General features: G+C 74.4%; 26 protein-coding genes. 8 read left to right on the top strand and 18 right to left on the bottom strand.

The window, feature by feature from the left end:
- Window positions 1–64: 64 nt before the first annotated feature.
- From A3CO_RS0126540 to glpX, 6 genes are read right to left on the bottom strand one after another with little or no spacing between them, the layout of a single operon-like run.
- Window positions 65–1,504, bottom strand: coding sequence for a GuaB1 family IMP dehydrogenase-related protein (locus A3CO_RS0126540; protein ID WP_018335298.1), 1,440 nt, complete (start codon window positions 1,502–1,504; stop codon window positions 65–67).
- Between the two features lie 30 nt (window positions 1,505–1,534).
- Complete coding sequence (locus tag A3CO_RS0126535; protein WP_157647858.1) at window positions 1,535–1,756, bottom strand: hypothetical protein; 222 nt, start codon at window positions 1,754–1,756, stop codon at window positions 1,535–1,537.
- 47 nt (window positions 1,757–1,803) lie between these two features.
- On the bottom strand, window positions 1,804–2,970 hold the full coding sequence (locus A3CO_RS0126530; RefSeq protein WP_018335296.1) for a glycosyltransferase: 1,167 nt from the start codon (window positions 2,968–2,970) through the stop codon (window positions 1,804–1,806).
- 29 nt (window positions 2,971–2,999) lie between these two features.
- Window positions 3,000–4,499 (bottom strand): ATP-dependent DNA ligase, encoded by a 1,500-nt coding sequence (locus A3CO_RS0126525; RefSeq protein ID WP_018335295.1) that lies wholly within the window; start codon window positions 4,497–4,499, stop codon window positions 3,000–3,002.
- 2 nt (window positions 4,500–4,501) lie between these two features.
- Window positions 4,502–5,911: a class II fumarate hydratase gene (locus A3CO_RS0126520; protein WP_018335294.1), complete on the bottom strand. Its 1,410-nt coding sequence runs from the start codon at window positions 5,909–5,911 to the stop codon at window positions 4,502–4,504.
- Between the two features lie 53 nt (window positions 5,912–5,964).
- A complete protein-coding gene (gene glpX, locus A3CO_RS0126515) occupies window positions 5,965–7,047 on the bottom strand; it encodes a class II fructose-bisphosphatase (RefSeq protein ID WP_051086098.1) in 1,083 nt (360 codons plus the stop codon).
- A 59-nt stretch (window positions 7,048–7,106) separates the two neighbouring features.
- Between glpX and A3CO_RS36365 the strand changes: the two genes are divergently transcribed.
- On the top strand, window positions 7,107–7,655 hold the full coding sequence (locus A3CO_RS36365; protein ID WP_018335292.1) for a DUF4245 domain-containing protein: 549 nt from the start codon (window positions 7,107–7,109) through the stop codon (window positions 7,653–7,655).
- 77 nt (window positions 7,656–7,732) lie between these two features.
- Here A3CO_RS36365 and A3CO_RS0126505 read toward each other — a convergent pair whose 3' ends face one another.
- From A3CO_RS0126505 to A3CO_RS0126490, 4 genes are read right to left on the bottom strand one after another with little or no spacing between them, the layout of a single operon-like run.
- Window positions 7,733–8,701, bottom strand: coding sequence for a hypothetical protein (locus tag A3CO_RS0126505; protein ID WP_018335291.1), 969 nt, complete (start codon window positions 8,699–8,701; stop codon window positions 7,733–7,735).
- A gap of 6 nt (window positions 8,702–8,707) precedes the next feature.
- Window positions 8,708–8,953 carry an exodeoxyribonuclease VII small subunit gene (locus tag A3CO_RS0126500; protein ID WP_018335290.1) on the bottom strand — a complete coding sequence of 82 codons (246 nt, stop codon included), beginning with the start codon at window positions 8,951–8,953 and terminating at the stop codon, window positions 8,708–8,710.
- Window positions 8,950–10,224: an exodeoxyribonuclease VII large subunit gene (xseA, locus tag A3CO_RS0126495; protein WP_018335289.1), complete on the bottom strand. Its 1,275-nt coding sequence runs from the start codon at window positions 10,222–10,224 to the stop codon at window positions 8,950–8,952. The genes A3CO_RS0126500 and xseA overlap by 4 nt, the downstream gene beginning before the upstream one ends.
- Window positions 10,221–10,769 (bottom strand): lipid droplet-associated protein, encoded by a 549-nt coding sequence (locus A3CO_RS0126490; RefSeq protein WP_018335288.1) that lies wholly within the window; start codon window positions 10,767–10,769, stop codon window positions 10,221–10,223. The genes xseA and A3CO_RS0126490 overlap by 4 nt, the downstream gene beginning before the upstream one ends.
- A gap of 108 nt (window positions 10,770–10,877) precedes the next feature.
- Between A3CO_RS0126490 and A3CO_RS0126485 the strand changes: the two genes are divergently transcribed.
- Window positions 10,878–11,873: a 4-hydroxy-3-methylbut-2-enyl diphosphate reductase gene (locus A3CO_RS0126485; RefSeq protein WP_018335287.1), complete on the top strand. Its 996-nt coding sequence runs from the start codon at window positions 10,878–10,880 to the stop codon at window positions 11,871–11,873.
- A 78-nt stretch (window positions 11,874–11,951) separates the two neighbouring features.
- Here the strand turns inward: A3CO_RS0126485 and A3CO_RS36360 are convergent, their stop codons facing one another.
- The 3 genes from A3CO_RS36360 to A3CO_RS0126470 all read right to left on the bottom strand — a co-directional run bounded on the left by A3CO_RS36360 (window position 11,952) and on the right by A3CO_RS0126470 (window position 15,062).
- Window positions 11,952–13,112, bottom strand: a complete 1,161-nt coding sequence (locus A3CO_RS36360; RefSeq protein ID WP_157647857.1) for a DUF6542 domain-containing protein — start codon at window positions 13,110–13,112, stop codon at window positions 11,952–11,954.
- Between the two features lie 104 nt (window positions 13,113–13,216).
- Entirely contained in the window at window positions 13,217–14,509 is a 1,293-nt protein-coding gene (locus A3CO_RS34460; protein WP_018335286.1) for a DNA recombination protein RmuC, read from the bottom strand.
- A gap of 46 nt (window positions 14,510–14,555) precedes the next feature.
- Entirely contained in the window at window positions 14,556–15,062 is a 507-nt protein-coding gene (locus A3CO_RS0126470) for a methylated-DNA--[protein]-cysteine S-methyltransferase (RefSeq protein ID WP_018335285.1), read from the bottom strand.
- A 95-nt stretch (window positions 15,063–15,157) separates the two neighbouring features.
- Here A3CO_RS0126470 and ychF point away from each other — a divergent pair, with 95 nt between their 5' ends.
- The 3 genes from ychF to A3CO_RS0126455 all read left to right on the top strand — a co-directional run bounded on the left by ychF (window position 15,158) and on the right by A3CO_RS0126455 (window position 17,877).
- Window positions 15,158–16,231 carry a redox-regulated ATPase YchF gene (gene ychF / locus A3CO_RS0126465; RefSeq protein WP_018335284.1) on the top strand — a complete coding sequence of 358 codons (1,074 nt, stop codon included), beginning with the start codon at window positions 15,158–15,160 and terminating at the stop codon, window positions 16,229–16,231.
- A 163-nt stretch (window positions 16,232–16,394) separates the two neighbouring features.
- Window positions 16,395–17,579 (top strand): FAD-dependent monooxygenase, encoded by a 1,185-nt coding sequence (locus A3CO_RS0126460; protein ID WP_026205038.1) that lies wholly within the window; start codon window positions 16,395–16,397, stop codon window positions 17,577–17,579.
- 25 nt (window positions 17,580–17,604) lie between these two features.
- Window positions 17,605–17,877 (top strand): hypothetical protein, encoded by a 273-nt coding sequence (locus A3CO_RS0126455; RefSeq protein WP_018335282.1) that lies wholly within the window; start codon window positions 17,605–17,607, stop codon window positions 17,875–17,877.
- Between the two features lie 37 nt (window positions 17,878–17,914).
- Here the strand turns inward: A3CO_RS0126455 and A3CO_RS0126450 are convergent, their stop codons facing one another.
- On the bottom strand, window positions 17,915–18,934 hold the full coding sequence (locus tag A3CO_RS0126450) for an LLM class flavin-dependent oxidoreductase (RefSeq protein WP_018335281.1): 1,020 nt from the start codon (window positions 18,932–18,934) through the stop codon (window positions 17,915–17,917).
- Window positions 18,935–19,016: 82 nt separating this feature from the next.
- On the opposite strand from A3CO_RS0126450, the gene A3CO_RS0126445 reads away from it, so the two are divergent.
- Window positions 19,017–19,505: a VOC family protein gene (locus tag A3CO_RS0126445; protein ID WP_018335280.1), complete on the top strand. Its 489-nt coding sequence runs from the start codon at window positions 19,017–19,019 to the stop codon at window positions 19,503–19,505.
- Window positions 19,506–19,536: 31 nt separating this feature from the next.
- On the opposite strand, the gene A3CO_RS0126440 is transcribed toward A3CO_RS0126445, so the two are convergent.
- Window positions 19,537–20,196 carry a phosphonatase-like hydrolase gene (locus A3CO_RS0126440; protein ID WP_018335279.1) on the bottom strand — a complete coding sequence of 220 codons (660 nt, stop codon included), beginning with the start codon at window positions 20,194–20,196 and terminating at the stop codon, window positions 19,537–19,539.
- Window positions 20,193–21,299, bottom strand: a complete 1,107-nt coding sequence (locus A3CO_RS0126435; protein ID WP_018335278.1) for a TIGR03364 family FAD-dependent oxidoreductase — start codon at window positions 21,297–21,299, stop codon at window positions 20,193–20,195. The genes A3CO_RS0126440 and A3CO_RS0126435 overlap by 4 nt, the downstream gene beginning before the upstream one ends.
- Window positions 21,300–21,360: 61 nt before the next feature.
- On the opposite strand from A3CO_RS0126435, the gene A3CO_RS0126430 reads away from it, so the two are divergent.
- Window positions 21,361–22,080: a GntR family transcriptional regulator gene (locus A3CO_RS0126430; RefSeq protein WP_018335277.1), complete on the top strand. Its 720-nt coding sequence runs from the start codon at window positions 21,361–21,363 to the stop codon at window positions 22,078–22,080.
- Between the two features lie 72 nt (window positions 22,081–22,152).
- Here the strand turns inward: A3CO_RS0126430 and A3CO_RS0126425 are convergent, their stop codons facing one another.
- Both A3CO_RS0126425 and A3CO_RS0126420 read right to left on the bottom strand, forming a co-directional pair.
- Window positions 22,153–23,346 carry a methyltransferase gene (locus tag A3CO_RS0126425; protein ID WP_018335276.1) on the bottom strand — a complete coding sequence of 398 codons (1,194 nt, stop codon included), beginning with the start codon at window positions 23,344–23,346 and terminating at the stop codon, window positions 22,153–22,155.
- A 112-nt stretch (window positions 23,347–23,458) separates the two neighbouring features.
- Entirely contained in the window at window positions 23,459–24,226 is a 768-nt protein-coding gene (locus A3CO_RS0126420; protein ID WP_018335275.1) for an isocitrate lyase/PEP mutase family protein, read from the bottom strand.
- Between the two features lie 303 nt (window positions 24,227–24,529).
- Here A3CO_RS0126420 and A3CO_RS0126415 point away from each other — a divergent pair, with 303 nt between their 5' ends.
- Window positions 24,530–25,237, top strand: coding sequence for a GPP34 family phosphoprotein (locus A3CO_RS0126415; RefSeq protein ID WP_018335274.1), 708 nt, complete (start codon window positions 24,530–24,532; stop codon window positions 25,235–25,237).
- The last annotated feature ends 20 nt before the right edge of the window (window positions 25,238–25,257 follow it).

Raw genomic sequence — 25,257 nt, 5'->3', positions numbered from 1 at the left:
CGCAGGTGACGTCAGGCAGGCCGGCGGGCGCCGGGCACTGCCTGGTGTGCACCTCGGCGGGGACTCACCACCCCGTCGGGAGCGGCCTACCCTCCGCGAACCCGGACGCCGACTGGATCCCCAGCACGGCGCGGGCGTGGAACTCCTCGAGGGACGCAGCGCCCGTGTACGTGCACGCCGAGCGGACGCCGGCGCAGATGGAGTCGAGCAGGTCCTCGACGCCGGGCCGCGCCGGGTCGAGCCGCATCCGCGAGGAGGAGATGCCCTCCTCGAACAGTCCCTTGCGAGCCCGGTCGAACGCCGAGTCGGTGCGGGTCCGGGCGGTGACGGCCCGCTTCGAGGCCATGCCGAACGACTCCTTGTACGGCGCGCCGTGCTCGTCGCGCTGCAGGTCGCCGGGGGACTCGTAGGTGCCGGCGAACCACGAGCCGACCATGACGGCGGACGCGCCGGCCGCGAGGGCCAGCGCGACGTCGCGCGGGTGCCGCACCCCGCCGTCGGCCCAGATGTGCTTCCCGCGTGCGCGGGCGGCCGCGGCGCACTCGGCCACGGCGGAGAACTGCGGTCGGCCGACGCCGGTGGCCATGCGGGTGGTGCACATCGCGCCGGGCCCCACCCCGACCTTCACGACGTCCGCGCCCGCCTCGATGAGGTCCACCGTGCCGGCCGCGGTCACGACATTGCCCGCTACCACCACGGCGTCGGGCGCCGCCTCGCGGACGATGCGCAGCGCGGCGATCGTCTTCTCCTGGTGGCCGTGCGCGGTGTCGACCACGAGCACGTCGACCCCGGCGGCCACGAGTTCCTTGGTGCGGGTTGCAACGTCGCCGTTCACGCCCAGGGCCGCCGCCACCCGCAGCCGCCCGTCGGCGTCCACCGCGGGCGCGTAGACCTCCGCGCGCAGCGCGCCGGTGCGGGTGAGCACGCCGGCGAGGCGCCCGTCGGCGTCCACCCCGAGCGCGAGGTCGCCCGCCCCCGGGGCGGACAGCGCGTCGAAGACCTGCCGCGGCTCGGTGCCGACCGGCACCGTCACCGCCGGCACCAGCACGTCGGCGAGCCGGGTGAAGCGGTCGACCCCGGTGCAGTCGGCCTCACGGACGACGCCGAGCGGCCGCCCGCCCTCGTCGGCGACCACGACCGCGCCGTGGGCCCGCTTGCTCACCAGGTTCAGCGCGTCGGCGACGGCCTCCCCGGGGGCCAGGACGACGGGGGTGTCCCACACCGTGTGCCGCGACTTCACCCCGGCGACCGTGTCGGCGACCGCGGCCGGGTCGACGTCCTGCGGGATGACGGCCATGCCGCCGCGCCGCGCGAGCGTCTCGGCCATCCGGCGTCCGGACACCGCCGTCATGTTCGCCGCGATCACCGGGATCGTCGCGCCCGAGTGGTCGGCGACCGCGAGGTCGACGTCGAACCGGGAGGTGACGTCGGAGCGCTCGGGGACGAGGAAGACGTCGTCGTAGGTCAGGTCATGGGCAGGGATGTGCCCGTCGAGGAACCGCACGTGCGCACAGGTTACCGGCCCGGTGGGCCGTCAGCGACGAGCTTCGTCGACCCGGGCCTCGGCCTCGTCCACGAGCGTGTCGAGGTCGACGCCGACCACCCGCTCGCCGCGGTGCGCCTCGAGCAGCGCCTCCACCTCGGCGGCGACGTCGGGCTCGACGACGCGCACCTCGTCCGGCATGCCATCGGCGTCGCGGGCCAGGGAGATCGCGACGACGGAGGTGGGCCCGTGCGTGGTCAGGCGGAGCTCCATGTCCTCGAGTGTGCTCCGTCGGGGCCGGTGCTCCCAGGTCGCGACCGTCACGTCCCGACGAGCGAGACGAGCAGGTCGACGGCGGCCGTCACCGGCGGCAGCGCGAGCATGGCCCGCTGCGCGGCGCGGACCCGGTCGCGCGCCGTCGCGTCGTCGAGCACCGCGCTGAGGCCGGCCGCGAGCGTGGCGCCGTCCACCTGCCGGCCGAGGCCGAGTGCCGCGATCCGGCCCGCGCTCGCGAACTGGTCGCCGAACTGCGGGAACGCGACCAGCGGGACGCCGTGGCGGACGGCCTCGCGCACCGTGTTGTAGCCGCCGTGGGTGACCATCGCGTCGGCGACCTGCAGCAGCAGCGGCTGCGGCACCCACCGCTCGAGGTGGACGTGCGGTGCGGGCGCGACGTCGCACTCGAGCCCGCCCGTGGCGACCACGACCTCGGCGTCGACCCCGTTCACCGCGGACACGAGCGCCCGCAGCCCCGCGGCGGGGTCCGCCGGCGGCGCGCCCGGGGCCGCCCGCCGGTCCGCGCCCTGCATCATCGGCAGCGCGGTGCCGAGCGAGGCCAGCACGAGCCGCCGCCCGGCCGGGAGCGTCGCGACCCACTCCGGCAGCCGCCCGCCGCGGTCGACCTCGTCGTCCTGGCGGAAGGCGAACGCGTCCGGCAGCCACGGCGGGGCGAACGAGAACGCGGCGGGCATGCAGTCCAGCCGGCCGTACGGCGCCAGCGCGTGCGGGTCGCGGGGTGCCGGCAGCCCGAGCTCGGTGCGGCACGCGGTGAGCAGCGGGCCGACGTGCAGCGGGTCGAGCACGTGGGCGGCCCCGGACGGCGCGGGCAGGTGCGGTACCCGGAGCTCCTCGGCGTGGAGCATCCCGGCGAGCTCCCCGCCGTCGCGCAGCACGAGGTCGACCGGACCGAGCTCCCGCAACGCCCGGACCTCCTCGACGAGGTGCTCGCCGGCGAACACCCGCGCGACGACGGCCCCGGGTTCGGCGTCCGGCCCCAGGGCGCGGATGCGCGGGATGAAGCGGGCCGCGGCCTCGGCGAGCGGCACCAGCACCGGCGCGACCCGCACCGGCGACCCGTCGAACGCCGACGCCAGGTCCGGCGGGCAGGCCACCACCACGTCGTGCCCGGCGGCGCCGACGGCCCGCACGAACGGCAGGACGGCCCGGGCGTGGGACGGGGACCCGGTGACGGTCGCGAGGAGGCGCACGCGCCGGGGGTGCCCCGTCGTCGGGCCGGTCAGCGCCGCAGCGCCCGGAGAGTGTCGAGGGTGTCGGTCTCGGCGAGCGGCTTGTCGTCGCGGTAGCGGACCACCCGCGCGAAGCGCAGGGCGACACCGCCCGGGTAGCGCGTCGAGGTCTGCACCCCGTCGAGCTCGATCTCCACGACGATCTCCGGCCGCAGGTACACGGTGTACGCGTCCCGCGAGGTCTCGTACTGCGGGAACGTCTCGGTCTGCCAGCGCAGCGTCTCGTCGGTCATGCCCTTGAAGGTCTTCCCGACCATCACGAACCCGTCGTCGGTGCGGGCGCCGAGATGGATGTTCGACAGCCAGCCCCGCCGTCGTCCGGAACCCCACTCGCACGCCAGGACCACGAGGTCGAACGTGTGCGACGGCTTGATCTTCTGCCAGGCCTTCCCGCGGCGCCCCGCGGTGTAGGTCGAGTCGAGCGCTTTCACCATCGAACCCTCCTGGCCCGCGGCGAGCGCCTCGTCGATCGCCTGCGCCGCCCGCTCGGGCGTCGGCCGGACGACCGACGGGATCACCCGGTCCCCGACGATCTCCGCGAGTTCCCGACGACGGGTCTCCAGGGGTTCGTCGACCAGGTCCCGGCCGTCGCGGTGCAGGCAGTCGAAGAACCACGGCTGCATGGCCCCGTTGCCGAGCCCCTTCATCGACTCCTGGAACGCGCGCGGCCGCCCGTCCTCCGCGACGGCCAGCGTCTCCCCGTCCAGCACCACCGTGTCCACCGGCAGCGTGCGGGTGAGCGCGACGATCTCGGGCACCGCGTCGGTGATCTCGTGCAGCGTGCGCGACCAGACCCGCACGTCGTCGCCGGACCGGTGGACCTGGATGCGGGCGCCGTCGAGCTTGTGCTCGACGACGATCTCGGTGCCCAGGTCGGCGAGCGTGTCCGCCAGCGAGTCGCCGGGGGAGGCCAGCATCGGACGGACCGGGCGCATCACCTCGAGCCCGACCGCTTGCAGGGCGGCCACCGGGTCGTCCGTGGTCAGCGCCGTGCGCGCGGTCTCCGGCAGCTGCCCGGAGAGCATGAACGCCCGGCGCACCACCTCGGCCGGGACGTCAGCGGCCGCCGCCACGGCTTCGACCATCAGGCCCTCGAGCGCACCCTGCCGGAGTTCGCCGCCCAGCAGCCGGACCAGGAACCGGCCCTCGTCGGCGGTGGCGGCGCCGAGCAGCGCCTCGAGCTCCGCGGTGCGCCGGGCGCCCACCCCGCTGCCGGACCCGGCGAGCGCCGCGAGCCGGTCCAGGGACGCCTCGACGTCGGGAACCTCCAGCGACGGCTCGCTTGCGGGAGAGACGTCGAGGCCGGACAGCGTGCGCCACCCGATCCCGGTCCGGCCCTGGAGCATGAACCCCGCGAGCCACGCCGTGACGGGCGCGACCTCGTCGGGCGCCGCGTCGGCCAGGACCGCCGCGAGCGCGGCGGTCTTGGCCTTGCGCGACCGGGTCGCCCCGACCTCGCCGGAGGTCGCGACGACCCGGGAGAACAACATGCTCAGGAATCCACCCGCGTCATGGCCAACACGTCGAGCGCGGTGTCGAGCTGCTCCTGGGTGAGCTTGCCGTCGCGGACGTAGCCGTCGGCCTCGATGACCTCGCGGATCGTCTTCCGCTCCTTCATCGCCTTCTTCGCGATCTTCGCGGCCTCCTCGTAGCCGATGAGGCGGTTGAGCGGGGTGACGATCGCCGAGGACGACTCGGCGTAGCGGCGGCAGGCCTCCTCGTCGGCCTCGGTGCCCTCGAGGACGCGGTCGGCGAGCAGGCGCGCGGCGTTGGCGAGCAGGCGGGCCGACTCGAGGATGTTGCGCGCCATGACCGGCATCATGACGTTGAGTTCGAGGTTGCCCTGGGTGCCGGAGAAGCCGACGGTGGCGTCGTTGCCGATGACCTGGGCGCAGACCATCATCGTGGCCTCGCAGATCACCGGGTTGACCTTGCCCGGCATGATCGAGCTGCCCGGCTGCAGGTCGGGGATGCGGATCTCGGCGAGCCCGGTCGAGGGGCCCGAGGACATCCAGCGGATGTCGTTGGCGATCTTGTAGAGGCTGACGGCGACGGTGCGCAGCGCGCCGGACACCTCGACGAGGCCGTCGCGGGCGCCCTGGGCCTCGATGTGGTCGCGGGCCTCGGTGAGCTCGGGGATGCCGGTGGCCTGGCGCAGCTCCTCGACGACCTTGCCGCCGAAGCCCTCCGGGGTGTTGATCCCGGTGCCGACCGCCGTGCCGCCGATCGGCAGCTCGCCGAGGCGGGGGAGGGTCGCGCGGAGCCGCTCGGCGCCGTGGGTGCACTGGGTGGCCCAGCCGCCGGCCTCCTGGCCGAGCGTGATCGGGACGGCGTCCATGAGGTGCGTCCGGCCGGACTTCACGACGTGCTTCCAGTCCTGCGCCTTGCGGTTGAGCACCGAGGCCAGGTGGTCGAGTCCGGGGATGGTGTCGCGGACGACGGCCTCGGTGGCCGCGAGGTGGATCGTCGTCGGGAAGACGTCGTTGGAGCTCTGCGAGGCGTTGACGTGGTCGTTCGGGTGGACCTTCGAGCCCGACGCGCGCGAGGCGAGGGTCGCGATGACCTCGTTCGCGTTCATGTTCGAGCTGGTGCCCGAGCCGGTCTGGAACACGTCGATCGGGAACTCGCCGTCGTGCGCGCCGGAGGCGACCTCGTCGGCGGCCGCCGCGACGGCGTCGGCGATCCCGGCGTCGAGCACACCCAGGTCCTTGTTCACGCGGGCGCACGCACCCTTGACCAGACCGAGCGCGCGGATCTGGGCCGGCTCGATCGGGCGGCCGGAGATCGGGAAGTTCTCCACCGCGCGCTGGGTCTGGGCCGCGTAGAGCGCCTGGGCGGGGACCTGGACCTCGCCCATCGTGTCGTGCTCGGTCCGGTACTCCTGTGCGCCGTTGCTGCTCATGGCTGGAATCCTCGCCCCTGACCCCGACGGGCACACCCCGGGGTCGGCACGACTCACACCCAGGGCGACTCCTGCACGCCCTCGTCGTCGCCCCCGACGTCGAAGCTCGAGTACTCGCGCAGCTTCGAGAGCCGGTGGTAGCCGTCGATGAGGCGCACGGTGCCGGACTTGGACCGCATCACCAGCGACTGCGTGGTGGCCCCGCCGGCGCGGTAGTGCACGCCGCGCAGCAGGTCGCCGTCGGTGACGCCGGTGGCGCAGAAGAAGATGTTCTCGCCCTTGACCAGGTCGGTGGTGTGCAGGACCTGGTCGAGGTCGTGCCCCGCGGCGAGGGCCTTCTCGCGCTCCTCGTCGTCCTTCGGCCACAGCCGGCCCTGGAAGGAACCGCCCAGGCAGGTGATCGCGGACGCGGCGATGATGCCCTCGGGCGTGCCGCCGATGCCGAGCAGGATGTCGACGCCGCTCTCGGAGCGGGCCGCCGCGATCGCCCCGGCGACGTCGCCGTCGGAGATGAAGCGGATGCGCGCCCCGGCGTCGCGGATCTCCTGCACGAGCTGGTCGTGGCGGGGCCGGTCCAGCACGCAGACCGTGACGTCGCCGACGCCGCCGCCCTTGCGCTTCGCGATCGCGCGCAGGTTGTCCTTCACCGACCGCGTGATGTCGACGACGTCGGCGTACTCGGGCCCGACCGCGAGCTTCTCCATGTAGAAGACGGCCGACGGGTCGAACATCGCGCCCCGCTCGGCGACCGCGAGCACGGCGAGCGCGTTCGGCATGCCCTTCGCCATCAGCGTGGTGCCGTCGACCGGGTCGACCGCGACGTCGCACTCCGGGCCCTCGCCGTTCCCGACCTCCTCGCCGTTGAACAGCATGGGCGCCTCGTCCTTCTCACCCTCGCCGATCACGACGACGCCGCGCATCGTCACCGACCCGATGAGCTTGCGCATCGCGTCGACGGCCGCACCGTCGCCACCGTTCTTGTCCCCGCGGCCGACGAAGCGGCCGGCGGCCATCGCGGCCGCCTCCGTCACCCGGACGAGTTCGAGGGCCAGGTTCCGGTCCGGGGCCTCGGGACGACGGCGGGTGGGAGAGGTCACCGGGTGCGCTCCTTCTTCCAGCGGGCGAGGGATCGCCATCCTCCCAGATCAGGGCCTCGTCCGGCGGCGCGTCGGGCGCCACTGGAACGATGGAGGCCATGAGTTCGCCGCAGCCGGACCGCACCGGAGGGATCCGACCGTTCGCGGTCGGCACGATCGTGCTCGCCGTCATCGTCCTCGCGCTGACCGGACTCACCCGCGCCTGCTCGGTCTCCGCCCCGGGCACGGTCGACCGCGGCTCGGTGCAGCGCATCGACGTCGCGGGCGTCACCGCCTCCGCCGCGTCCACGCTGCCGTTCCGCGTGGTCGGCCCGCAGCTGCCCGCCGACTGGATCCCGCAGTCCAGCGACATCCGCGACGTGGCCGGTGGGCGCGCGTTCCGGCTCGGCTGGCTGACCCCGGAGAACGGCTTCCTCCGCCTCGTGCAGTCGAACGGCACGGAGGCGGGCCTCGTCGCCTCCGAGCAGGGCGACCCGCGCGCCGGGGCTCCGGTCAGTGCGGGCGGGCTCACCTGGGCGACCTATCGCGGCCAGCGCGACGAGGCGATGTGGGTGACCGACGTCGGCGGGGTCCGCTGGCTCGTCACGGGCAGCGCGCCCGCGAACCGGTTCGTCCAGCTGATCACCGCCGCGCGGCAGTCGCCCTGACGTCGGTCGGCCGAGCGTCAGCGGTGGCACACGGCTGACCCTGGACGTCAGCGGTGGCACACGGCTGACCCTGGACGTCAGCGCGGGGGCGGACCCCACCCGGCGTCGTCGCGGGTGACGTGCTCCCGCCACTCCTGCACCCAGCCCGCAGTCGGGTCGGCCGCGGGCGCGGACCGCGGCAGCGCCTCCCGGCGTTCCTCCCGACGAGCAGCGTCGTCCGGACGAGCGGCATCTTCCCGACGACGGGGCGGGTCGGCCCGGGCGGGCTCCTCCCGGTCCGTGACGGCCGGCGGTGGCTCGTCGCCTCGTCGGGACGGGGTGCCGGCAGCGTCGGCCCAGGCTGCGGCGGCAACCCCCTCGCGGGCGAGCGAGTGCACGCTCTCCCGCATCGCGCGGGTCGACGCCGCGCGCAGCTCGGCGGAGAAGACAGGAAGCGGGGCGAACCGGCCGAAGGTGTCGCGCAGGAAGTGCGCGAGCAGCGTCGCCGTCGAGCGGGAGCGCCACATGGTCCAGCCGACGTAGAGGTCCCGGCCGTAGGGCTGGACCAGCAGCATCGCCCGCTCCGCGCGCTGGCGGAACAGCAGGACCGGCACCCCGGCGACCGTGCTCGGCGCGACCTCGGCGGGCGTGCGGCGGGCGCGGGCGGCGCGGGAGACCCAGTCGTAGGCGCCCCGGGCGGCCCCGGCGCGGTTCTCGAGGAGCCGGGAGTACTCGGCGATCGGCTCCTTGGCCGGCGCGAAGAAGGCCGCGACGCCCGCGAGGTAGAGCACGACGATCACGGCGAGCAGCACGTTCATCACGAGCCGCCCCGTGATCGACGGTCCCGAGGTGGACGCGAGGTAGTCCAGCAGCAGCCAGATCACCAGCAGCACGGTCGGCGCCACGAGGAACGCCAGGGCCCGCATCAGGTGCGGCGAGAGCATCCGCCAGGAGACGACGTCCTCGACGAGCACGTCGGGATCGCGGTGGAGGCGGGTCTCGTCGTGGTAGCCGTCGTGCGCGTCGGCGATCGCGCGCTCCCAGGCCTCCTCCGGCGGGTGGCTCATGGGACGTCAGTGTGACTCACGGGGCGGTTCCTGCGACTCCGCCTCCCGGAGCACCGCGTCGACCTTCGCGCGGGCGCCCGCGAGGTGCCGCTCGCACACCCGGGCCAGCGCCTCGCCGCGTTCCCAGAGGGCGAGCGAGTCCTCCAGCGACAGCCCGCCGGCCTCCAGCTTCGCGACCACCTGCGCCAGCTCGTCGCGGGCCTGCTCGTAGCCGGGTTCGTCGTCGGCCATGGGGTCCTCCTCCGCCGTCATTCCGCGGCCTCGCCCGGCGTGGTCTCCTCCGGCGCCGCCTCGACCCGGGCGGTGACGGCGCCGTCGGCGAGCCGGACCCGCAGCAGGTCGCCGGGCCGTGCGTCGGCCGCGGACCGCAGCACCGGGGAGCCGACCTCCCCGCCGCGCTGCACGATCGCGTAGCCGCGGGTCAGCGTCGCGGCCGGGCCGAGGGCGGTCAACGACGCGCGGCGATGGCGGATGTCGGCCTCCCGCTCCCGCAGCCCGCGGTCGACGCTGCGGCGGGCGCGGTCGGTGAGCGCCACGATCTCGCCGGCCCGGGCGTCGACGGTGCGCAGCGGGTCGGCCAGCACGGGGCGGGCCCGCAGCCGCGCGATCAGGGCGTCCTCGCGCTCGACCCACGCGTGCAGCGCGCGGCGGGCCCGGGTGCGCAGCGCGGTGAGGTGCGCGGTCTCCTCGGCGAGGTCGGGCACGATCCGCTTCGCGGCGTCGGTGGGCGTCGCGGCGCGGACGTCGGCGACGTGGTCGACGAGCGGGGTGTCGGGCTCGTGACCGATCGCGGTGACCACCGGGGTGCGGCAGCGGGCGATCCCGCGGCAGAGGGCCTCGTCGGAGAAGGGCAGCAGGTCCTCGACGCTGCCGCCGCCGCGGGCGATGACGATGACCTCGACGGCGGGGTCGCGGTCCAGCGCCTCGAGCGCGTCGAGGATCTGGGGCACCGCCTGCACCCCCTGCGTCGCGGTGTTCTCCACCCGGAAGTGGACGGCGGGCCACCGCGTCGTCGCGACCGTGACGACATCGTGCTCGGCCGCGCTCGCCCGGCCGGTGATCAGGCCGACGCAGCCCGGCAGGCGGGGGAGGCGGCGCTTGCGGGCCGGGTCGAACAGACCCTCGGCGGCGAGCAGGGCGCGGAGCCGCTCGATGCGCGCGAGGAGCTCACCGACGCCGACCGCGCGGACCTCGTCGACGCGCAGCGACAGCGTGCCGCGACCGAAGAAGAACGAGAACTTGCCGTGGACCACCACGCGCTGGCCCTCGGTCAGGGCCTTCTCGCGGACCAGGGCGGTCGGCGCGGTCAGCGACAGCGAGACGTCGGCGGCCGGGTCGCGCAACGTCAGGAAGGCGGTGCCGGTGCGGGCCGAGAGCTGCGTGAGCTGCCCCTCGACCCACACCGGTCCGAGCCGGTCGATCCACTTCGAGACCTTGAGCGCGACCGTGCGCACCGGCCAGGGGGACTCCGGGCTGGTGGTCGGCTCGGAGCCGCCCCCCGTCGCTGCGCCCGCCCCGGTCACTGCTCCGCGGTGAGGGTGGCGATCCGGTTGGTCAGCATCGTGACGAACGGCGGCCTATCGGCGTGCGCCGACTCCCAGGCCAGCAGCTCGGTGAGGTCGTCCACCGAGAGCGTGCGCAGCCGCGCCCGCAGCTGCGCGATGGTCATCGACTCGTAGCCGGGCAGGGCGTCCGGGGTGATGCTCGGGGTGTCCTCGGCGATCCCGACGGCGGGTGCGTCCGCACCCCGGGGCCGTGCGTGGCCGTTGGTGGCCGCCTGCTCCAGCGGCGGGCGCTTCGGCGCGGTGATGGCGCGGCCGGTGTCGACGTCGTCGTCGAAGCGGGCCCAGGACGGGGCGTCCTCGACCGGGCGCCCACCCTCGAGCGCGGTGTCGCCCTTGATGGCGAGCTCGGTGACGACCTGCTGCGCCCGCATGGACAGCTGCAGCACGGTGCTCACCGCGGTGATCGGCAGGCCGACGATCGTCCGGGGGAGGGCCTGCACCTCCTCGACCGCGGTGACGACCAGTCCGGCGGCGACACGCACCGGGAACGGCAGGGAACTCATGACCCCACCCTGCCAGCACCGGGCGGTGGTGTGCGAATCGCCACGAGGGCGCCGGTCACACCTCCGCGGGCCCGTCGTCCCGATCGCCGCATCCGTACTCTCGGGGGCATGTCCGTCACCTCGTCCACCGGCCTCGGACCGACCGCCGCCCCGCAGAAGGTGCTGCTGGCCAAGCCCCGCGGCTACTGCGCCGGTGTCGACCGTGCCGTCGTCGCCGTGGAGAAGGCCCTCGAGACCTACGGGCCCCCGGTGTACGTGCGGAAGGAGATCGTCCACAACCGTCACGTCGTGAACACCCTCGCCGCCCGCGGCGCCGTGTTCGTCGAGGACACCGCGCAGGTGCCCGAGGGCGCGACGGTCGTCTTCTCCGCGCACGGGGTCTCGCCGGCGGTGCACGCCGAGGCGGCCCAGCGCGAGCTCAAGACGATCGACGCCACGTGCCCGCTGGTGACGAAGGTGCACCAGGAGGCGAAGCGGTTCGCCCGCGAGGACTACGACATCCTGCTGATCGGCCACGAGGGCCACGAGGAGGTCGAGGGCACCTCCGGCGAGGCCCCCGAGCACATCCAGGTCGTCGACGGGCCGGCCGCGGTCGACTCGGTCGAGGTGCGGGACCCGGAGAAGGTCATCTGGCTCTCGCAGACCACGCTCTCGGTCGACGAGACGATGCAGACCGTCTCCGCGCTGCGCGAGCGGTTTCCGGCGCTGTCCGACCCGCCGTCCGACGACATCTGCTACGCCACCCAGAACCGCCAGGTGGCCGTGAAGGCGATGGCGCCGCAGTGCGAGCTCGTCATCGTGGTGGGGTCGAAGAACTCGTCGAACTCGGTGCGCCTCGTCGAGGTGGCGCTGCAGGCCGGGGCGAAGGACTCGCACCTGGTGGACCACGCCGGCGAGATCGACGAGGCCTGGCTGTCGGGGGTGTCCACCGTCGGTGTGACGAGCGGGGCGTCGGTGCCGGAGATCCTCGTCGGCGAGGTGCTGCACTGGCTCGCCGACCGTGGGTTCGGCGAGGTCGAGGAGATCACGACCGCCAACGAGAAGCTCACCTTCTCCCTCCCGCGCGAACTCAAGCGCGACATGCGCCCCGACGCCGTGCGCTGACGCGCTCCGTCGTTCGCGAGGGTGACGCGAGACAGCTCCGGGCGGCCCGGAACCAGCGTGGTGTGACCCTCGGCGAGCTCAGCGCGGTGGGCGCTCGGGCGGCCGTTCGCGGACCGGATGCACTCCGGGTGGACGTCCGCCACCGCGGCGTTCCTCGCGGAGCCGTTCCTCCCGCATCCGCTCCTCGCGGCTGCGCGCGTCCCGGGCGGGCGGCGGCTGGTCGCGGGGCGGGGTCTTCTCGCGGGGCGAGGTCTTCTTGCGGGCGGGCGGTACCTCGTCGCGGCCCGCGCCCTTGAGCGGCGAGCGCTGCGGGGTCGGGCCGGGCGGGGCCTCGGCGGCGCCCCGAGCGAGGCGTTCGCGGTCGCCCTCGGGGCGGCCGCCGTCGGCGCGGTCGTCGCGCCGGTCCTCGCCGCGGTCCTTCGGACGCTTCTTGGCGGGCCGTTCACGACGGGCCCGGTCGCGGTCGGCGAGCTCCTGCTCCCGACGCTCGCGCTTGGCCCGATCGCGCTCGAGCATCTCGCGGTCCCGCTCGGCGCGCGCCCGCTCCTGGGCCCGCCGCCGTTCGCGCTCGGCCTGGTCGCGGCGCTCGGCGGCCTCGGCCCGGTCGCGGTCGTCCCGCCGCTCGCGGTCGTCCCGTTGGTCACGGTCGTCGCGCCCACGCTCCCGGACCCGGCCCGGCGCGGCGGCCTCGCGACGGTCGCGCTCGTCGCGCGCCCGGTCGTCCCGCGGTCGGCCGGTTGCCGCCGGCCCCGACCGCACCGGCTCCCGACGTTCCCCGGCCTCCGCCGGCCGCCACCGTTGGACCCGTATCCGGGCGAACCCGATGAGCACGCACAGGACGGTCGTCACGGCCATCGCCGGGAACCCGTTGATGAGAGGGGCGCCGACGGCCAGGGCCGTGGACACGAGGCCCCCGGACTTCGGCAGCGTCCCGGTCGCCGCGATGGCCACCGGGATCGACACGGCGAGCAGCAGAGGCGGCTGCACCATCGGCACGAAGACGTCGCGGCGCTGGGCCAGGACGGCGGCGAGCACGCACCCGCCCGGGTACGCCGCGAGGAAGACGACACCGAGCGTGCCGCTGCGCAGGACGTCGACCGCCACGCCGCCCGCCGTCAGGACGAGGGCGAGCAGCAGCACTGCCCACCACCGCAGGCCTCGGACGCCCGGAAAAGCGGACGCCTCGCCCACCTCGGCAGGACTCGCCGACGTCGTCGCGCCGTCCCGCGTCGTGGTCACCCGATCACGGTAGCGGGCGCGCCGACGACCGCTGGCGCCCCTCGGCGCGAGACATAGCACGTGTACCGCGGACGCGCCGCGTACCGAGCGTCCCGGGTCCGGGATCAACCGGTCAAGCGACGCACCTCGCCCTCGTCCGGGCCGTCGACCGCGTCGACCCCGTCGTGCTCGCCGGCGAGCTCCGGGGCGCCGGGGACCCGGGCCCGGCGGTCGACCTGCTCGACCTCCTCGAGCGTGCCCCGGGTGACCGACAGCTCGGAGAACCGCCGCGCCGTGACGAGCACCCGCGACTCCAGCGACCCGACCGTCTCGTTGTAGGCCCGCACCCCGGCGTCGAGCGACCGGCCGAGCTTGCCGAGGTGCCCGCCGAGCGTGCCGAGCCGGGCGTGCAGCTCCCGTCCGAGCGCGTGGATCTCCGCCGCGTCCCGCGCGACCGACTCCTGGCGCCACGCGTAGCCCACCGTCCGCAGCAGCGCGATGAGCGTGGTCGGCGTGGCCACCACGACGTCGGCGGCGAACGCGTGCTCCAGCAACCCCGGGTCGGCCTCGAGCGCGGCGGACAGGAACACCTCGCCGGGTAGGAACATCACGACGAACTCCGGTGTCGGGTCGAAGCTGCGCCAGTACGCCTTGCTCGAGAGGCCGTCGGCGTGGGCCCGCACCTGCCGGGCGTGCGCGGCCGTCCGCTCGCGGCGCGCCCGGTCGTCGGGGGCCTCCAGGGCCTCCAGGTACGCCGCGCAGGGGACCTTCGCGTCGACCACGACATGCTTGCCGCCCGCCAGCCGCACGACCATGTCCGGGCGCTGCGCCGCGCCCTCCGCGCCGCCCGTCGACTGCCGGGTGAAGTCGCAGTGCTCGACCATGCCGGCGAGGTGCACCACGCGCTCGAGCTGCATCTCGCCCCACCGCCCGCGCACGTGCGGGGTCCGTAGCGCTGTGGCCAGGGCCCGCGCCTCCCCGGCGACGCCGCGAGCCGATGCGGCGACCGCGCCGACCTGCTCCCGCAGCCCCGCGAACGCGGCCTCCCGCTCGGACTCCGCGCTGCGCATCTGCCCCTCGAGCCGGTGCAGCGTCGCCGCCACCGGATCGAGCAGGGACGAGACCGCGTGCTCCCGCTCGCGCATCCGCGAGTCGGCCAGCCGCGAGAACTGCTCCGAGTTGGACGCCAACGCCTCCGCCGACAACGCCGCGAACGACTCCCGTGCCGCCGCCCCCGCCCGCCGTTCGGCCTCCAGCTCCGCGCGCGCCGCGGAGGCCGCCGCGCCCCACCGTCGCGTCGCCTCCGCGATCGCCGCCTCCTGGCGCGCGCCGGCGAACCGCGTGGCCACCAGCGCCCCGCCGAGCGCGCCGAGCAGCAGGCCCAGGAGCAGGCCCACGAGGACGCCGGAGATCGTCATGCCGCGCACGGTGGCACAGGGGTCCGACAGTCTCGATCACCGCAGGTCACGGCCAGTTCGCCTCCATCTCGAGCAGCTTGGCCTTCACCTCCAGGCCCCACCGGTAGCCGCCGAGCGACCCGTCGCCCCGGCGCACCCGGTGGTCGGGGACGAAGAGCCCGACCGCGTTGTTCTGGCACGCCTGCCCGGCGCCACGCGGGGCCAGCGGCCGGCCGGCCAACGTCGCGAGCTCGGTGTAGGACACCGGCGACCCGGCCGGGATCTCCCGCATCCGCGCCCACAGCTCCTGCATGAAGACGCCGCCGTGCTGGCGGACCGGCACCGTGGCCGCCGCCGCCGGGTCGCCCGCCAGCCAGGCCCGGACGGCCGCCGTCACGTCCCCGAGGTCGTCGCGCTCGACGACCTCGGCGGGCGCCAGCGACGCGTGGATGAGCGGCAGGAGCCGCACCTCGGGATCGGGCGTGAAGCCGGCGGCGAGGACGACGCCGTCGGCGTCGACCACCGCGGTGAAGGGGCCGAACGGGGTGTCGAGGGTGGAACGCGAGCCGATCACGGGAGTCTCCGCATCCGTCGTCGGGAAAGGGCCTTCACCCGCTCCGACGCACGCCCGACCGCTGCGGATCCATGCAATCCCTAGACTGGACTCCCGTGAGCTTGACCCTCGGCATCGTCGGCCTCCCCAACGTGGGCAAGTCGACGATGTTCAACGCCCTGACCAACAACGACGTCCTCGCCGCGAACTACCCGTTCGCCACGATCGAGCCGAACGTCGGTGTCGTCCCGCTGCGCGATCCGCGGCTCGACCGGCTGGCGGCGATGTTCTCCTCGGAGAAGGTCGTTCCCGCCACGGTGAGCTTCGTCGACATCGCGGGCATCGTCGCGGGGGCGTCCGAGGGCGCGGGGCTCGGCAACAAGTTCCTCGCGAACATCCGCGAGGCGGACGCGATCTGCCAGGTCGTCCGCGTCTTCACCGACGACGACGTGGTGCACGTCGACGGCCGGGTCGACGCCGCCGCCGACATCGAGACGATCGCGACGGAGCTCGTGCTCGCCGACCTGCAGACCGTCGAGAAGGCGGTGCCGCGGCTCGAGAAGGAGTCGCGGATGCAGAAGGACCGCCGGGCGGTGCTCGAGGAGGTCCAGAAGGCCGCGACGATCCTCAACGAGGGCCGCACCCTCTTCTCGGCCGGGATGAACTCGCCCGCGCTGCGCGAGCTCAACCTGCTCACGATCAAGCCGTTCCTCTACGTCTTCAACGCCGACGAGGGCGTGCTCACCGACGACGCGCGGCGCAAGGAGCTCGCCGAGCTCGTCGCGCCCGCGGAGGCCGTGTTCCTCGACGCGAAGGTCGAGCAGGAGCTGCTGGAGATCGACGACGAGTCCGCCGCCGAGCTCCTCGAGTCGATCGGCCAGACCGAGCCCGGCCTCGACGCGCTCGCCCGCGCGGGCTTCCGCACGCTGGGCCTGCAGACCTACCTGACGGCGGGTCCGAAGGAGTCGCGCGCCTGGACGATTCCCGTGGGCGCCACCGCGCCCGAGGCCGCCGGCGTCATCCACACCGACTTCCAGCGCGGTTTCATCAAGGCCGAGATCGTCTCCTACGACGACCTCGTCGCCGCCGGCTCCATGAACGCCGCCAAGACGGCGGGGAAGGTCCGCATGGAGGGCAAGGACTACGTCATGCAGGACGGCGACGTCGTCGAGTTCCGCTTCAACGTCTGAGCCTTCCCGACGACGGGTCGCTCCGGTCCTGCATCCATTCTCGCCACGCTCGACGTGGGGCTGTCCCGGGGCGTCCCCGGGAGGACCTTCCTCGTCCCGGAGACCGTCTGACGCTGTCGGACCCCCGTCCTACGATCCCGCCCCAGGCGGACAGGGGGGCGTCATGGGTGGGACGAGAGTGTTGGTGGCGGGGGCGAGCATCGCGGGGCCGGCGCTCGCGCACTGGCTGCGGCGGCATGGGGCCGAGGTCACGGTGGTGGAGCGGGCACCCGCTCTGCGCCCCGGCGGGCAGGCGGTGGACGCCCGCGGCGTCACCCGCGAGGTGATCCGGCGCATGGGCCTGGACGGGGCCGTGCGCGCGGCGCGCACGGAGACCGCCGGGGCGCACACGGTGGCGGCGGACGGGACCGTGCTCGAGACCCACCGCGCGAACGACCACGGCGGCGACGGGTACATCGCCGAGATCGAGATCCTGCGCGGGGACCTCTCGCAGGTGCTCTACGAGGACACCCGCGATGACGTCGAGTACGTCTTCGGCGACCGGATCGCCGCGCTCACGCAGGACGCCGACGGGGTCGACGTGACCTTCGCGGGCGGTGACCGTCGGCGCTTCGAGCTCGTGATCGGCGCGGACGGGCTGCACTCGGCGCTGCGGGCCCTCGTCTTCGGGCCGCACGAGCGCTTCGTCCGCCACCTCGGGCTGGTGCTGGCCTTCTACAGCGTGCCCAACGACTTCGGGCTGGACCGCTGGCTGCTCGAGTACCAGGACCGGGCGACCGGGCGGTCGGCGCTTCTGCGGCCCATCGCCAACGCCACGCGGGCGATGGCCATGTTCTCGTTCCCCGCCACGGAGTTCGCGGTCGACCACCGCGACGTCGAGGCGCAGCGGCGGCTGCTCCGCGACGGTGTGGCCGACCTGGGGTGGGAGACCCCGCGGCTGCTCGCGCACCTCGACGACGCGCCGGACTTCTACCTCGACCAGGTCGCGCAGGTGGTCATGGACCGGTGGTCGAGCGCGCGGGTGGCCCTGCTCGGGGACGCGGCCTGCAGCGCGTCCCCGATGTCGGGGCAGGGGACCGGGATCGCCCTGGTCGGCGCCTACCTGCTGGCCGGCGAGCTGGCTGCCGCCGGGTGGGACCCGGCGGTCGGCTTCGCACGCTGCGAGGAGCGGATGCGCCCCTTCGTCGACGCGAACCAGGAGATCGGCCGGATGCACGTCGAGAGCCTGCGGGCACCCGATCCCGACGCGGGGCCGCCCCCGGAGCCCGACATGGCCGCGCTGACCGCGCTCGTCGAGCGGGCGATCAACGGCGTCGAGCTGCCGGACTACGCGGGTGTGGCCTCCTGACCCTGTGATCGGGGACACTGCCCGTGTGACGGCGTACCGCGTGCACTTCGTGACCGATCTGATGCGGCTCGACGACGACGGGATCGACGATCTCGTCTGGCGGCTCGCCGAGGTCGGCGGCATCCCCTCGGCCCCGGACGGGGCGCTCGAGGTCACCGGGACCACGGACGCGCCGGACGCGCGGTCCGCCGTCGACACGGTCGGCCGGGTGCTCGAGCACGCGTTGAAGGCGATGAACCGCCCGTGCCACGTCGTGGGGGTGCAGGCGGGCGCGGTCCGGCTCTACGAACCGTCCTGACGACGGGTCCTGGCCGGACCCGTCGTCGGGAAGGGGCTCAGCGCCAGCCGAGCTCGGGAGCGAGGTGGGTGAGCACGCTCTCGATGACGTGGGCGTTGTAGTCCACGCCGAGCTGGTTGGGCACGGTGAGCAGCAGCGTGTCGGCCGCGGCGATCGCCTCGTCCTCGGCGAGCTCGGCGATCAGCTTGTCGGGCTCCCCGGCGTACGTCTTGCCGAAGCGGGCGTTGCCGCCGTCGAGGTGGCCGACCTGGTCGGTCGAGTGACGCTCCCGCCAGAACAGCTGCTTGTCGAGGTCGGAGACGATCGGGAAGACGCTGCGGCTGACCGACACGCGGGGCGTGCCCTCGTGGCCGGCCGCGGCCCACGCGTCGCGGAAGCGCTGGATCTGCTCGGCCTGCAGGCGGTGGAACGGCACGCCGGTGTCCTCGGTGAGCAGGGTCGAGCTCATGAGGTTCATGCCCTGTTCGCCGGCCCACTCGGCGGTCGCGCGGCTGCCCGCGCCCCACCAGATGCGCTCGCGCAGCCCCTCGGCGTACGGCTCGATGCGCAGCAGCCCGGGCGGGTTCGCGAACATCGGCCGCGGGTTGGGCTGCGCGAAGCCCTCGCCCTGCAGCGCCTCGAGGAAGATCCGGGTGTGTTCGCGGGCCATGTCCGCGTCGGTCTGCCCCTCGGCCGGGGCGTAGCCGAAGTACCGCCACCCGTCGACGACCTGCTCGGGGGAGCCACGGCTGATGCCGAGCTGGAGCCGGCCGCCGGAGATCAGGTCGGCCGCGCCCGCGTCCTCCGCCATGTACAGCGGGTTCTCGTAGCGCATGTCGATGATCCCGGTGCCCAGCTCGATCCGGCTCGTCTTCGCCCCGGCGGCCGCGAGCAGCGGGAACGGCGACGCGAGCTGCTGGGCGAAGTGGTGCACCCGGAAGTAGGCGCCGTCGGCGCCCAGCTCCTCGGCCGCGACCGCGAGGTCGATCGACTGCAGGAGGGAGTCCCGCGCCGACCGCACCATCGAGTGCGACGACGGCGACCAGTGCCCGAAGGAGAGGAACCCAATCTTCTTCACAGTTGAAGCAACAACTCTCTCGTGCGGCTGATTCCCGATGGCGGGAGTCGATGATCCCCGACGCCGGGTCCGATCCACCAGCGTGACGCGTCTGGCGATGCTCGACGACGTCGCGGCCGACCGGTCGACCCGCCGGGCCGAGACACGTCCACGCACCTGGTCTGGCGGTGGCGACGAGCCGACACTGATCGACGTGTTCACGGCGATCCACCACGTGCAGCTCGCCATGCCGGCGGGCCGGGAGGACGAGGCGCGGGCGTTCTTCGTCGGCGCGTTGGGAATGGGCGAGGTGGCGAAGCCGCCGGTGCTCGCCGCGCGCGGCGGGGCGTGGTTCCGGGGCGGAGGCGTGGAGCTGCACCTCGGGGTCGAGGAGCCGTTCGCCCCGGCGCGGAAGGCCCACCCCGGGCTCGTCGTGGACGACATCGAGGAGGCGGCGCGCCGCGTCGGGCAGGACGTCGAGTGGGACACCGACTTCCCGGGCTTCCGACGCTTCTACGCCCACGATCCCTTCGGCAACCGCCTGGAGTTCCTGCAGCCGCTCCGACGATGCGGCGAACCTGCCACTGGGTGACAGCAACGACGCTTCGCCGTGACCGGGCGGGTCACGTCCGGACGGCGAGCCCGAGCAGTTCGGGGAGGTCGGCGACCCCGCCCACGACGTGGGTCGGGTGGGCTGCGGCGAGTTCGCCGCGGCTCTGGGCTCCGGTGAGGACCCCGACGACGAGGGCCGCTCCCGCGGCGAGGCCGGCCTCGACGTCGAGGACGGTGTCGCCCGCCGCGAGCACGGCGGACGGGTCGTCGACGCCGGTCATGGCCATGGCCCGCCGGATCATCGCCGGCGACGGCCGGCCGGCGCCGACCTCCTCGGCGCACACCACGCCGTCGACCTCGAGCCCGACCACCTCGAGCAGGGGGTCGGTCACCTGGCGGTCGAAGCCCGTCGTCAGGACCACGGCGACACCGCCGGCGCGGAGGGCGGCGAGCGCCTCCGGGACGCCCGCACAGGGCCGCGGCGGGACCTCGGCGTACGCGGTGCGGAGCCGGTGCACGAACTCGGTGTGCAGGTCCTCGACCTCGGCCAGCCCGGTCAGGGCCCGCAGCGCCTCCCGCTTGTCGGCGCCCATCCAGCGGCGGATGTCCTCGTCCTCCGGGGTGGCGCCGTGGTCGGTGACGACCTCGGCGAGGACGCGGTACACCGCGCCGCCCTCGTCGACGGTGGTGCCGGCGATGTCGAGGGCGGCGAGACGGATGTCGCTGCTCACGGGTGCTCCAGGAGGGTGTCGAGGACGGAGGGGGCGAGTCCGAAGGCCGTCGTCATACCGATTCCGGAGGTCACCGAGACGGCGACGACGCCGGGTGCGAGCGGTGCCCGCAGGAACTCGCCGGGCGCGGAGGCGTAGGTGCCCTGCCAACGGCGGACGACCTGCAGGTCGGCCTGCAGCAGGGCGCGGGTCTCGGCGAGCAGTAGCTCGTCGAGGATCTCCTCCGACCAGGGTTCGGGGGTGCGCGCGTAGCGGTGGGTGTCGCCGACGACCAGGTCGCCGTCGGGGAGCTGGGTGAGCATGTGGTTGACGACGGCGTCGAGCATCTCCGGGCGCTCGGTGCGCCAGCGTTCCCGCAGCGCGGCCGCGCCGGGCGTCGCCGCGAGGGCGGGGTAGCGCAGCATCGAGCTGCCCGTGAGGACGGCGGGCGCGATCCGCACCAGCGTCACCGGTCGCAGCTGGAGCATCTGCAGCGTGCACCGCTCCAGGGCGGCCTCGTCGGCGACCGCGGGGGCCAACCGGTCGAGGTCGTGGCCGACACAGACCACGACGTGGTCGGCCGCGAGATCGCCACGCCCGGTGCGCACACCGCCCGCGTGGACGTCGAGGACGGGCGTGCCGCGCAGGACCGTCACCCCCGGCTGCTGCTCGAGGTGGTCGAGCAGGCGCGGCGCGGCGACCCGCTGCTCGACCCGCACGTCCCGGGGCAGGAACGCCCCGCCGAGCAGGCCCTCGGGGTGGACCGGGAGCCGGTCGGCGACCTCGGCCGCGCTCAACAGGCGGACCTCGTCGTCGCGCAGGCCCGCGAGTTCCTCCAGCGCTGCGAGCTCCTCCTCGGCCCGCGCCACCACGACGGTGCCGCACTCGGCGACGTCGAAGCCCGCGGCCTTGCCGGCGCGCAGCCACGTCCCGCGGGCCCGCCGGGCGAACTCGAGCGCCTCGCCGGCCTGGGCCGTGAAGCAGCCGTGGCCGAAGTTGCGGACGGACGCGCCGACCGGGTGGTCGTCGCGTTCGACGACGGTCACGGACAGGCCGCGCTCGGTCGCCTCCAGGGCGTGGGCCAGGCCGACGATGCCGCCGCCCACCACGATCAGGTCGCTCACGGGCAGCCACGCTCGTCCTGGGCACCGCACTTGTCAATACAAGTTGGGGTAGTGTTCACCTGTGGCCGCCGAAGCGTTGCACCGCACCGTCGCCGCGAGCCTGCGCGCGCGCATCGGCCGCGGGGAGCTCGCCGTCGGGACGCCCGTGCCGTCGGAGGCCGCGCTGTGTCGCGAGTTCGGCGCCTCCCGCGGCCCGGTCCGCCAGGCGCTCGCGGCCCTGCGCGACGAGGGCCTGATCGGCGGGGGACAGGGCCGACGCGCGGTGGTGCTCACCGACGTGCCGGGGCAGCCGTTCGAGTCGTTCCAGTCGTTCACCCGCCGCGCGGAGCTGACCGGGCACCGGCCGGGGCAGCGCACCTGCCACATCGGCCGGCGGGTCCCGGACCCGCCGGCCGCGGCCGCGCTCGGACTCGAGCCCGGCGAACCCGCCGTCGTGCTGCTGCGCCTGCGCCTGCTCGACGACCGCCCCGCGATGGTGGAGCGGACGACCTTCGTCGCGCCCGTCGGCGACCTGCTGCTCGACGCGGACCTCGACGCCGGGTCGATCTACGCCGTCCTGATGGCGGGCGGCGTCGATCTCCACGCCGCCCGCCACACGCTCGACGCCGTGCCCGCCGACGCGACGGACGCCCGGCTCCTCGAGGTCGCCCCGGGCGCGCCGCTGCTGCGCGAGCGTCGCGTGACCACCGACTCCCGGGGGACGCCGCTCGAGTGGTCCGACGACCGGCACCGGCCCGACGTCACCACGATCACCCTCATGACCGTGCGCGCCCGCTCGTGACCGTGGTCCCGAAGGCCGGAGCGAGGTGCTGCTCCTGTGAGCACACATCCGTGTCAGGACACGGAGAAGTACTCACCGGCGCAGCACCTGGCAGGTCCGCGGCGCGGAGCCCGCGGCGCGCGTGAAGGTGTAGCGGAAGGTGCCGCCGGGCTCGGCGGTGCGGCGGAGGTCGGCGATCCCGGCGTCGAACGCCTCGGGGGTGGCGAGCCCGGCTGCAACGGCGGGTTCCCGGACTCCGGCGATCATCGCGGTGAAGGTGCGCAGGACGAACGCCTCGGCGGGTCCGGCGTCGTCGACCCGGACCTCGCGCGGTGAGGTGAGGACGTCGGCGAAGCCCGCCTCGGCAAGCAGCGCACCGAGCCGGCCACCGATCATCGGGTCCCCGCCGGCCTGGCGTTGCAGCACGACCTGGCAGTCGACCGCGGCCCGCGCGGCCGCGCTGTCCGGGGTGAATTCGGTGCTGGCGTGGTCGCCCTCGATCACGGTGATCGTCCCGCCCGGACGGAGCGCGTCGCGCACGGTCCGCAGCACCGCGAGCGGGTCCGACAGGTGCTCGAGCACGAAGCAGACGACGACGTGGTCGATCGGCCCGAGCCCGGCGTCGGGAAGGTCGTGGACGTCGAGCCGGCGGAAGGTGACCCCGGCGGCGAAACCGGCCGACCGGACCCGTCGTCGGGCGCGGGCGAGCGATTCGGCCGAGACGTCGATCGCGGTGATGCGGGCGCCCGGGCTGCGGCGGGCGATGACCGCGGTCTGGGCGCCGACGCCGCACCCGACCTCCAGGATGTGGCTCCCCGCGGGGAAGGCAGTGTCGTGGTGGAGGAGGTCCTCGAGGGCGTCGGCCTGGTCGGCGAGACGCGCGCCCTCCTCGGCGCGGTAACCGTGGACGTACCCGTCCACCATCGTCATCGCCGAGATCACCGACATGACCGAGCCCTCGCCGTCGAGCGCGGCCCGGAGCCGGTCACGCAGGCGGACCGACCGCTCGATCTCGGTCTCGAGCCGCTCGAGGTGGTCCTGCAGTACGGCCGTCGCGTCGGGCGTCCGCTCGTCCAGCGCCGTGCCGATGGCCTCGAGACCCAGCCCGGTGCGCCGCAGCGCGAGGGCCCGGTAGAGCCGGGTGACGTCGGGGCCGCCGTAGCGGCGGTGCCCGCTCGTCGTCCGGTCGGGACGCACGATGCCGACCTCGTCCCAATGCCGCAGCACCCGCACCGAGAGGCCCGACGCCGCCGCGAGTTCGCCGACCGTCCACGTCCGTTCGTCCACCCGACGGACGCTAGGTCCTCACACCGTGGGAGGTGCCAGGTGCTGCGCCTGTGAGCAGAAATCCGTGTCGGGACACGGAGAAGTACTCACAGGCGCGCAGCGCACCTGCCGCTCAGTTGAGCTTGCGGACGTTCTGTGCGAGCCCGCCGTGCTCGTAGGCGCGCTCCGCGAGCTCCGCGAGGGCGGTCAACGCGGTGTTCTGCGACCAGGGGCCGAAGGAGATGCGGGCGAGCCCGATGCGCTGCGCGGCCTCCTGCGAGATCGACCCGGGGATGCCGATCATGTTGACCTTGCGCTCGCCCAGCGCCGAGACCAGCTCGGTCCACTGCGACTCGTCGAGCTTGCCGGGCACGAAGAAGTTCGACGCGCCGGCGTCGAGGTAGGCGCGGCCACGCTCGATGGCCTCCTTGAGGGCCTCGGACGGGTCGCTCACCTTGAGGAACGCGTCGGTGCGGGCGTTGAGGACGAAGTCCACACCCTCCTGCTGCGCCGCGGCGACGGCGGCCTCGACGGCCTTGACGGCGTCGGCCAGCGGCTTCATCTGGTCCTCGAGGTTCGCCCCGACGATCCCGACGCCGATCGCGCGGGCCACCGTGCCGCCCGGGTCGCCGTAGCCGGCCTCGAGGTCGGCCGAGACCGGGAGCGAGGTCTGGCGGGCGATCAGGCCGACCTCGGCGATCATCTCGTCGCGCGGGATGTTCTCGCCGTCCTCGTAGCCACGCGACGCGGCGATGCCGTGGCTGGCGGTGGCGAGGGCCTTCGTGCCGGGGATCTCGGACACGACCTTGGCGGTGATGGCGTCCCAGACGTTCACGACGCGCAGCAGTTCGGGCGCGGCGTGCAGCGCCTGCAGGTCCGTGGCCTTGTCAGCAGTGCTCATGTCGGCAGGAAACCCTCATTGTGCACAACCGATTTCCTCCTGTGCGGTCAGTCACCCGAATCGGGGACACGGCATCCCGGTCATCACGGTTTCCCGACGACGGGTCCTCGCCGCCGCCGCGGCGGCGATCCGGGACCTGACATTCTGATCTCGGCGTGTCGCCGGAGCGGCGCGGACGGGTGGTCCCTCCGGTGCGACGACCGGTCGGCGGGGCCGAAGATCGACGATCGGTGAGGGCGAGCGGTCGATCCGGGCGCCCGACCGGGTGAGATCTCCTCGGGTCGTGTGCCTACGCTGTCCGCCGTGCGTTCCGAACGATGGTCGGCCCCCACCCGGGAACTGACCCTGCCCGAGCGCATCGCGTGGGTGCTCGGCGACGAGGACGGACGTCCGGTCTCGAGCCTCACCGAGCCGGCGGGGCTGCTCGTCGCCGCCGCGATGGTCGAGCTGTTGCTCGACGCCTCCCTGCTCGACGCCGGGTCCACCTACCGCCGCGGGCCCGTCGAGCCGACCGACCCGCTGCTGTGCTGGGTCGCCGATGGCCTGCTCCGCCCGGGCGGGCACAAGAGCGACCTCGGGCACGCGGTCACCGGCCCCCGCGGCGCCCAGATGATCCGCCGCACCATGGACCGGCTCGTCGAGCGCGGCCTCGCCCACCGCGAGCCGCGCCGGGTGTTCGGCTACCTCGCAATGCCGGTGTTCGGTTCCGCCCTGCGCGTGCACGAGACGAACGCGCTGCACCACGACCGCAGCGTCGTCCGCCAGGTGCTCGACGGCGCCGAGCCCGACGAGGACACCGCGATGGTGGTCGTCCTGCTCCACCACGGGCGCCGGGTCCGGGCGCTGCACCCGCTCGACGTGCCCGCCGCCGGTGGACGGGCCCGCGCGATCGCCGCGGGACGCTTCGTCCGGCCGGGGATCGACCAGGACATCGTCCGGCTCGTGAGCCCGACGGTGCAGACGGTGCTCGCCGCGCTGACGGCCACCGAGGTCCTCAGCTCCGGCGGCTGACCCGTCCGCTAGCACGTCCT

Source organism: Actinomycetospora chiangmaiensis DSM 45062 (genome assembly GCF_000379625.1).
GTDB lineage: Bacteria > Actinomycetota > Actinomycetes > Mycobacteriales > Pseudonocardiaceae > Actinomycetospora > Actinomycetospora chiangmaiensis.
Note: the sequence above shows the minus strand (reverse complement) of the source record. Positions and strands in the feature narration are given on the sequence as shown.

What these genes read in the sequence shown, in the direction of transcription:
- A3CO_RS0126420 (WP_018335275.1), bottom strand. Translation starts at nt 24,226, where the DNA reads ATGAGCACTGCTGACAAGGCCACGGACCTGCAGGCGCTGCACGCCGCG.
- A3CO_RS34460 (WP_018335286.1), bottom strand. Translation starts at nt 14,509, where the DNA reads ATGACGATCTCCGGCGTCCTCGTGGGCCTGCTCCTGGGCCTGCTGCTC.
- A3CO_RS36365 (WP_018335292.1), top strand. Translation starts at nt 7,107, where the DNA reads ATGAGTTCGCCGCAGCCGGACCGCACCGGAGGGATCCGACCGTTCGCG.
- A3CO_RS0126520 (WP_018335294.1), bottom strand. Translation starts at nt 5,911, where the DNA reads ATGAGCAGCAACGGCGCACAGGAGTACCGGACCGAGCACGACACGATG.
- glpX (WP_051086098.1), bottom strand. Translation starts at nt 7,047, where the DNA reads ATGGCGATCCCTCGCCCGCTGGAAGAAGGAGCGCACCCGGTGACCTCT.
- A3CO_RS0126505 (WP_018335291.1), bottom strand. Translation starts at nt 8,701, where the DNA reads ATGAGCCACCCGCCGGAGGAGGCCTGGGAGCGCGCGATCGCCGACGCG.
- A3CO_RS0126525 (WP_018335295.1), bottom strand. Translation starts at nt 4,499, where the DNA reads ATGTTGTTCTCCCGGGTCGTCGCGACCTCCGGCGAGGTCGGGGCGACC.
- A3CO_RS0126535 (WP_157647858.1), bottom strand. Translation starts at nt 1,756, where the DNA reads ATGGAGCTCCGCCTGACCACGCACGGGCCCACCTCCGTCGTCGCGATC.
- A3CO_RS0126460 (WP_026205038.1), top strand. Translation starts at nt 16,395, where the DNA reads ATGGGTGGGACGAGAGTGTTGGTGGCGGGGGCGAGCATCGCGGGGCCG.
- A3CO_RS0126490 (WP_018335288.1), bottom strand. Translation starts at nt 10,769, where the DNA reads ATGAGTTCCCTGCCGTTCCCGGTGCGTGTCGCCGCCGGACTGGTCGTC.
- A3CO_RS0126500 (WP_018335290.1), bottom strand. Translation starts at nt 8,953, where the DNA reads ATGACGGCGGAGGAGGACCCCATGGCCGACGACGAACCCGGCTACGAG.
- A3CO_RS0126485 (WP_018335287.1), top strand. Translation starts at nt 10,878, where the DNA reads ATGTCCGTCACCTCGTCCACCGGCCTCGGACCGACCGCCGCCCCGCAG.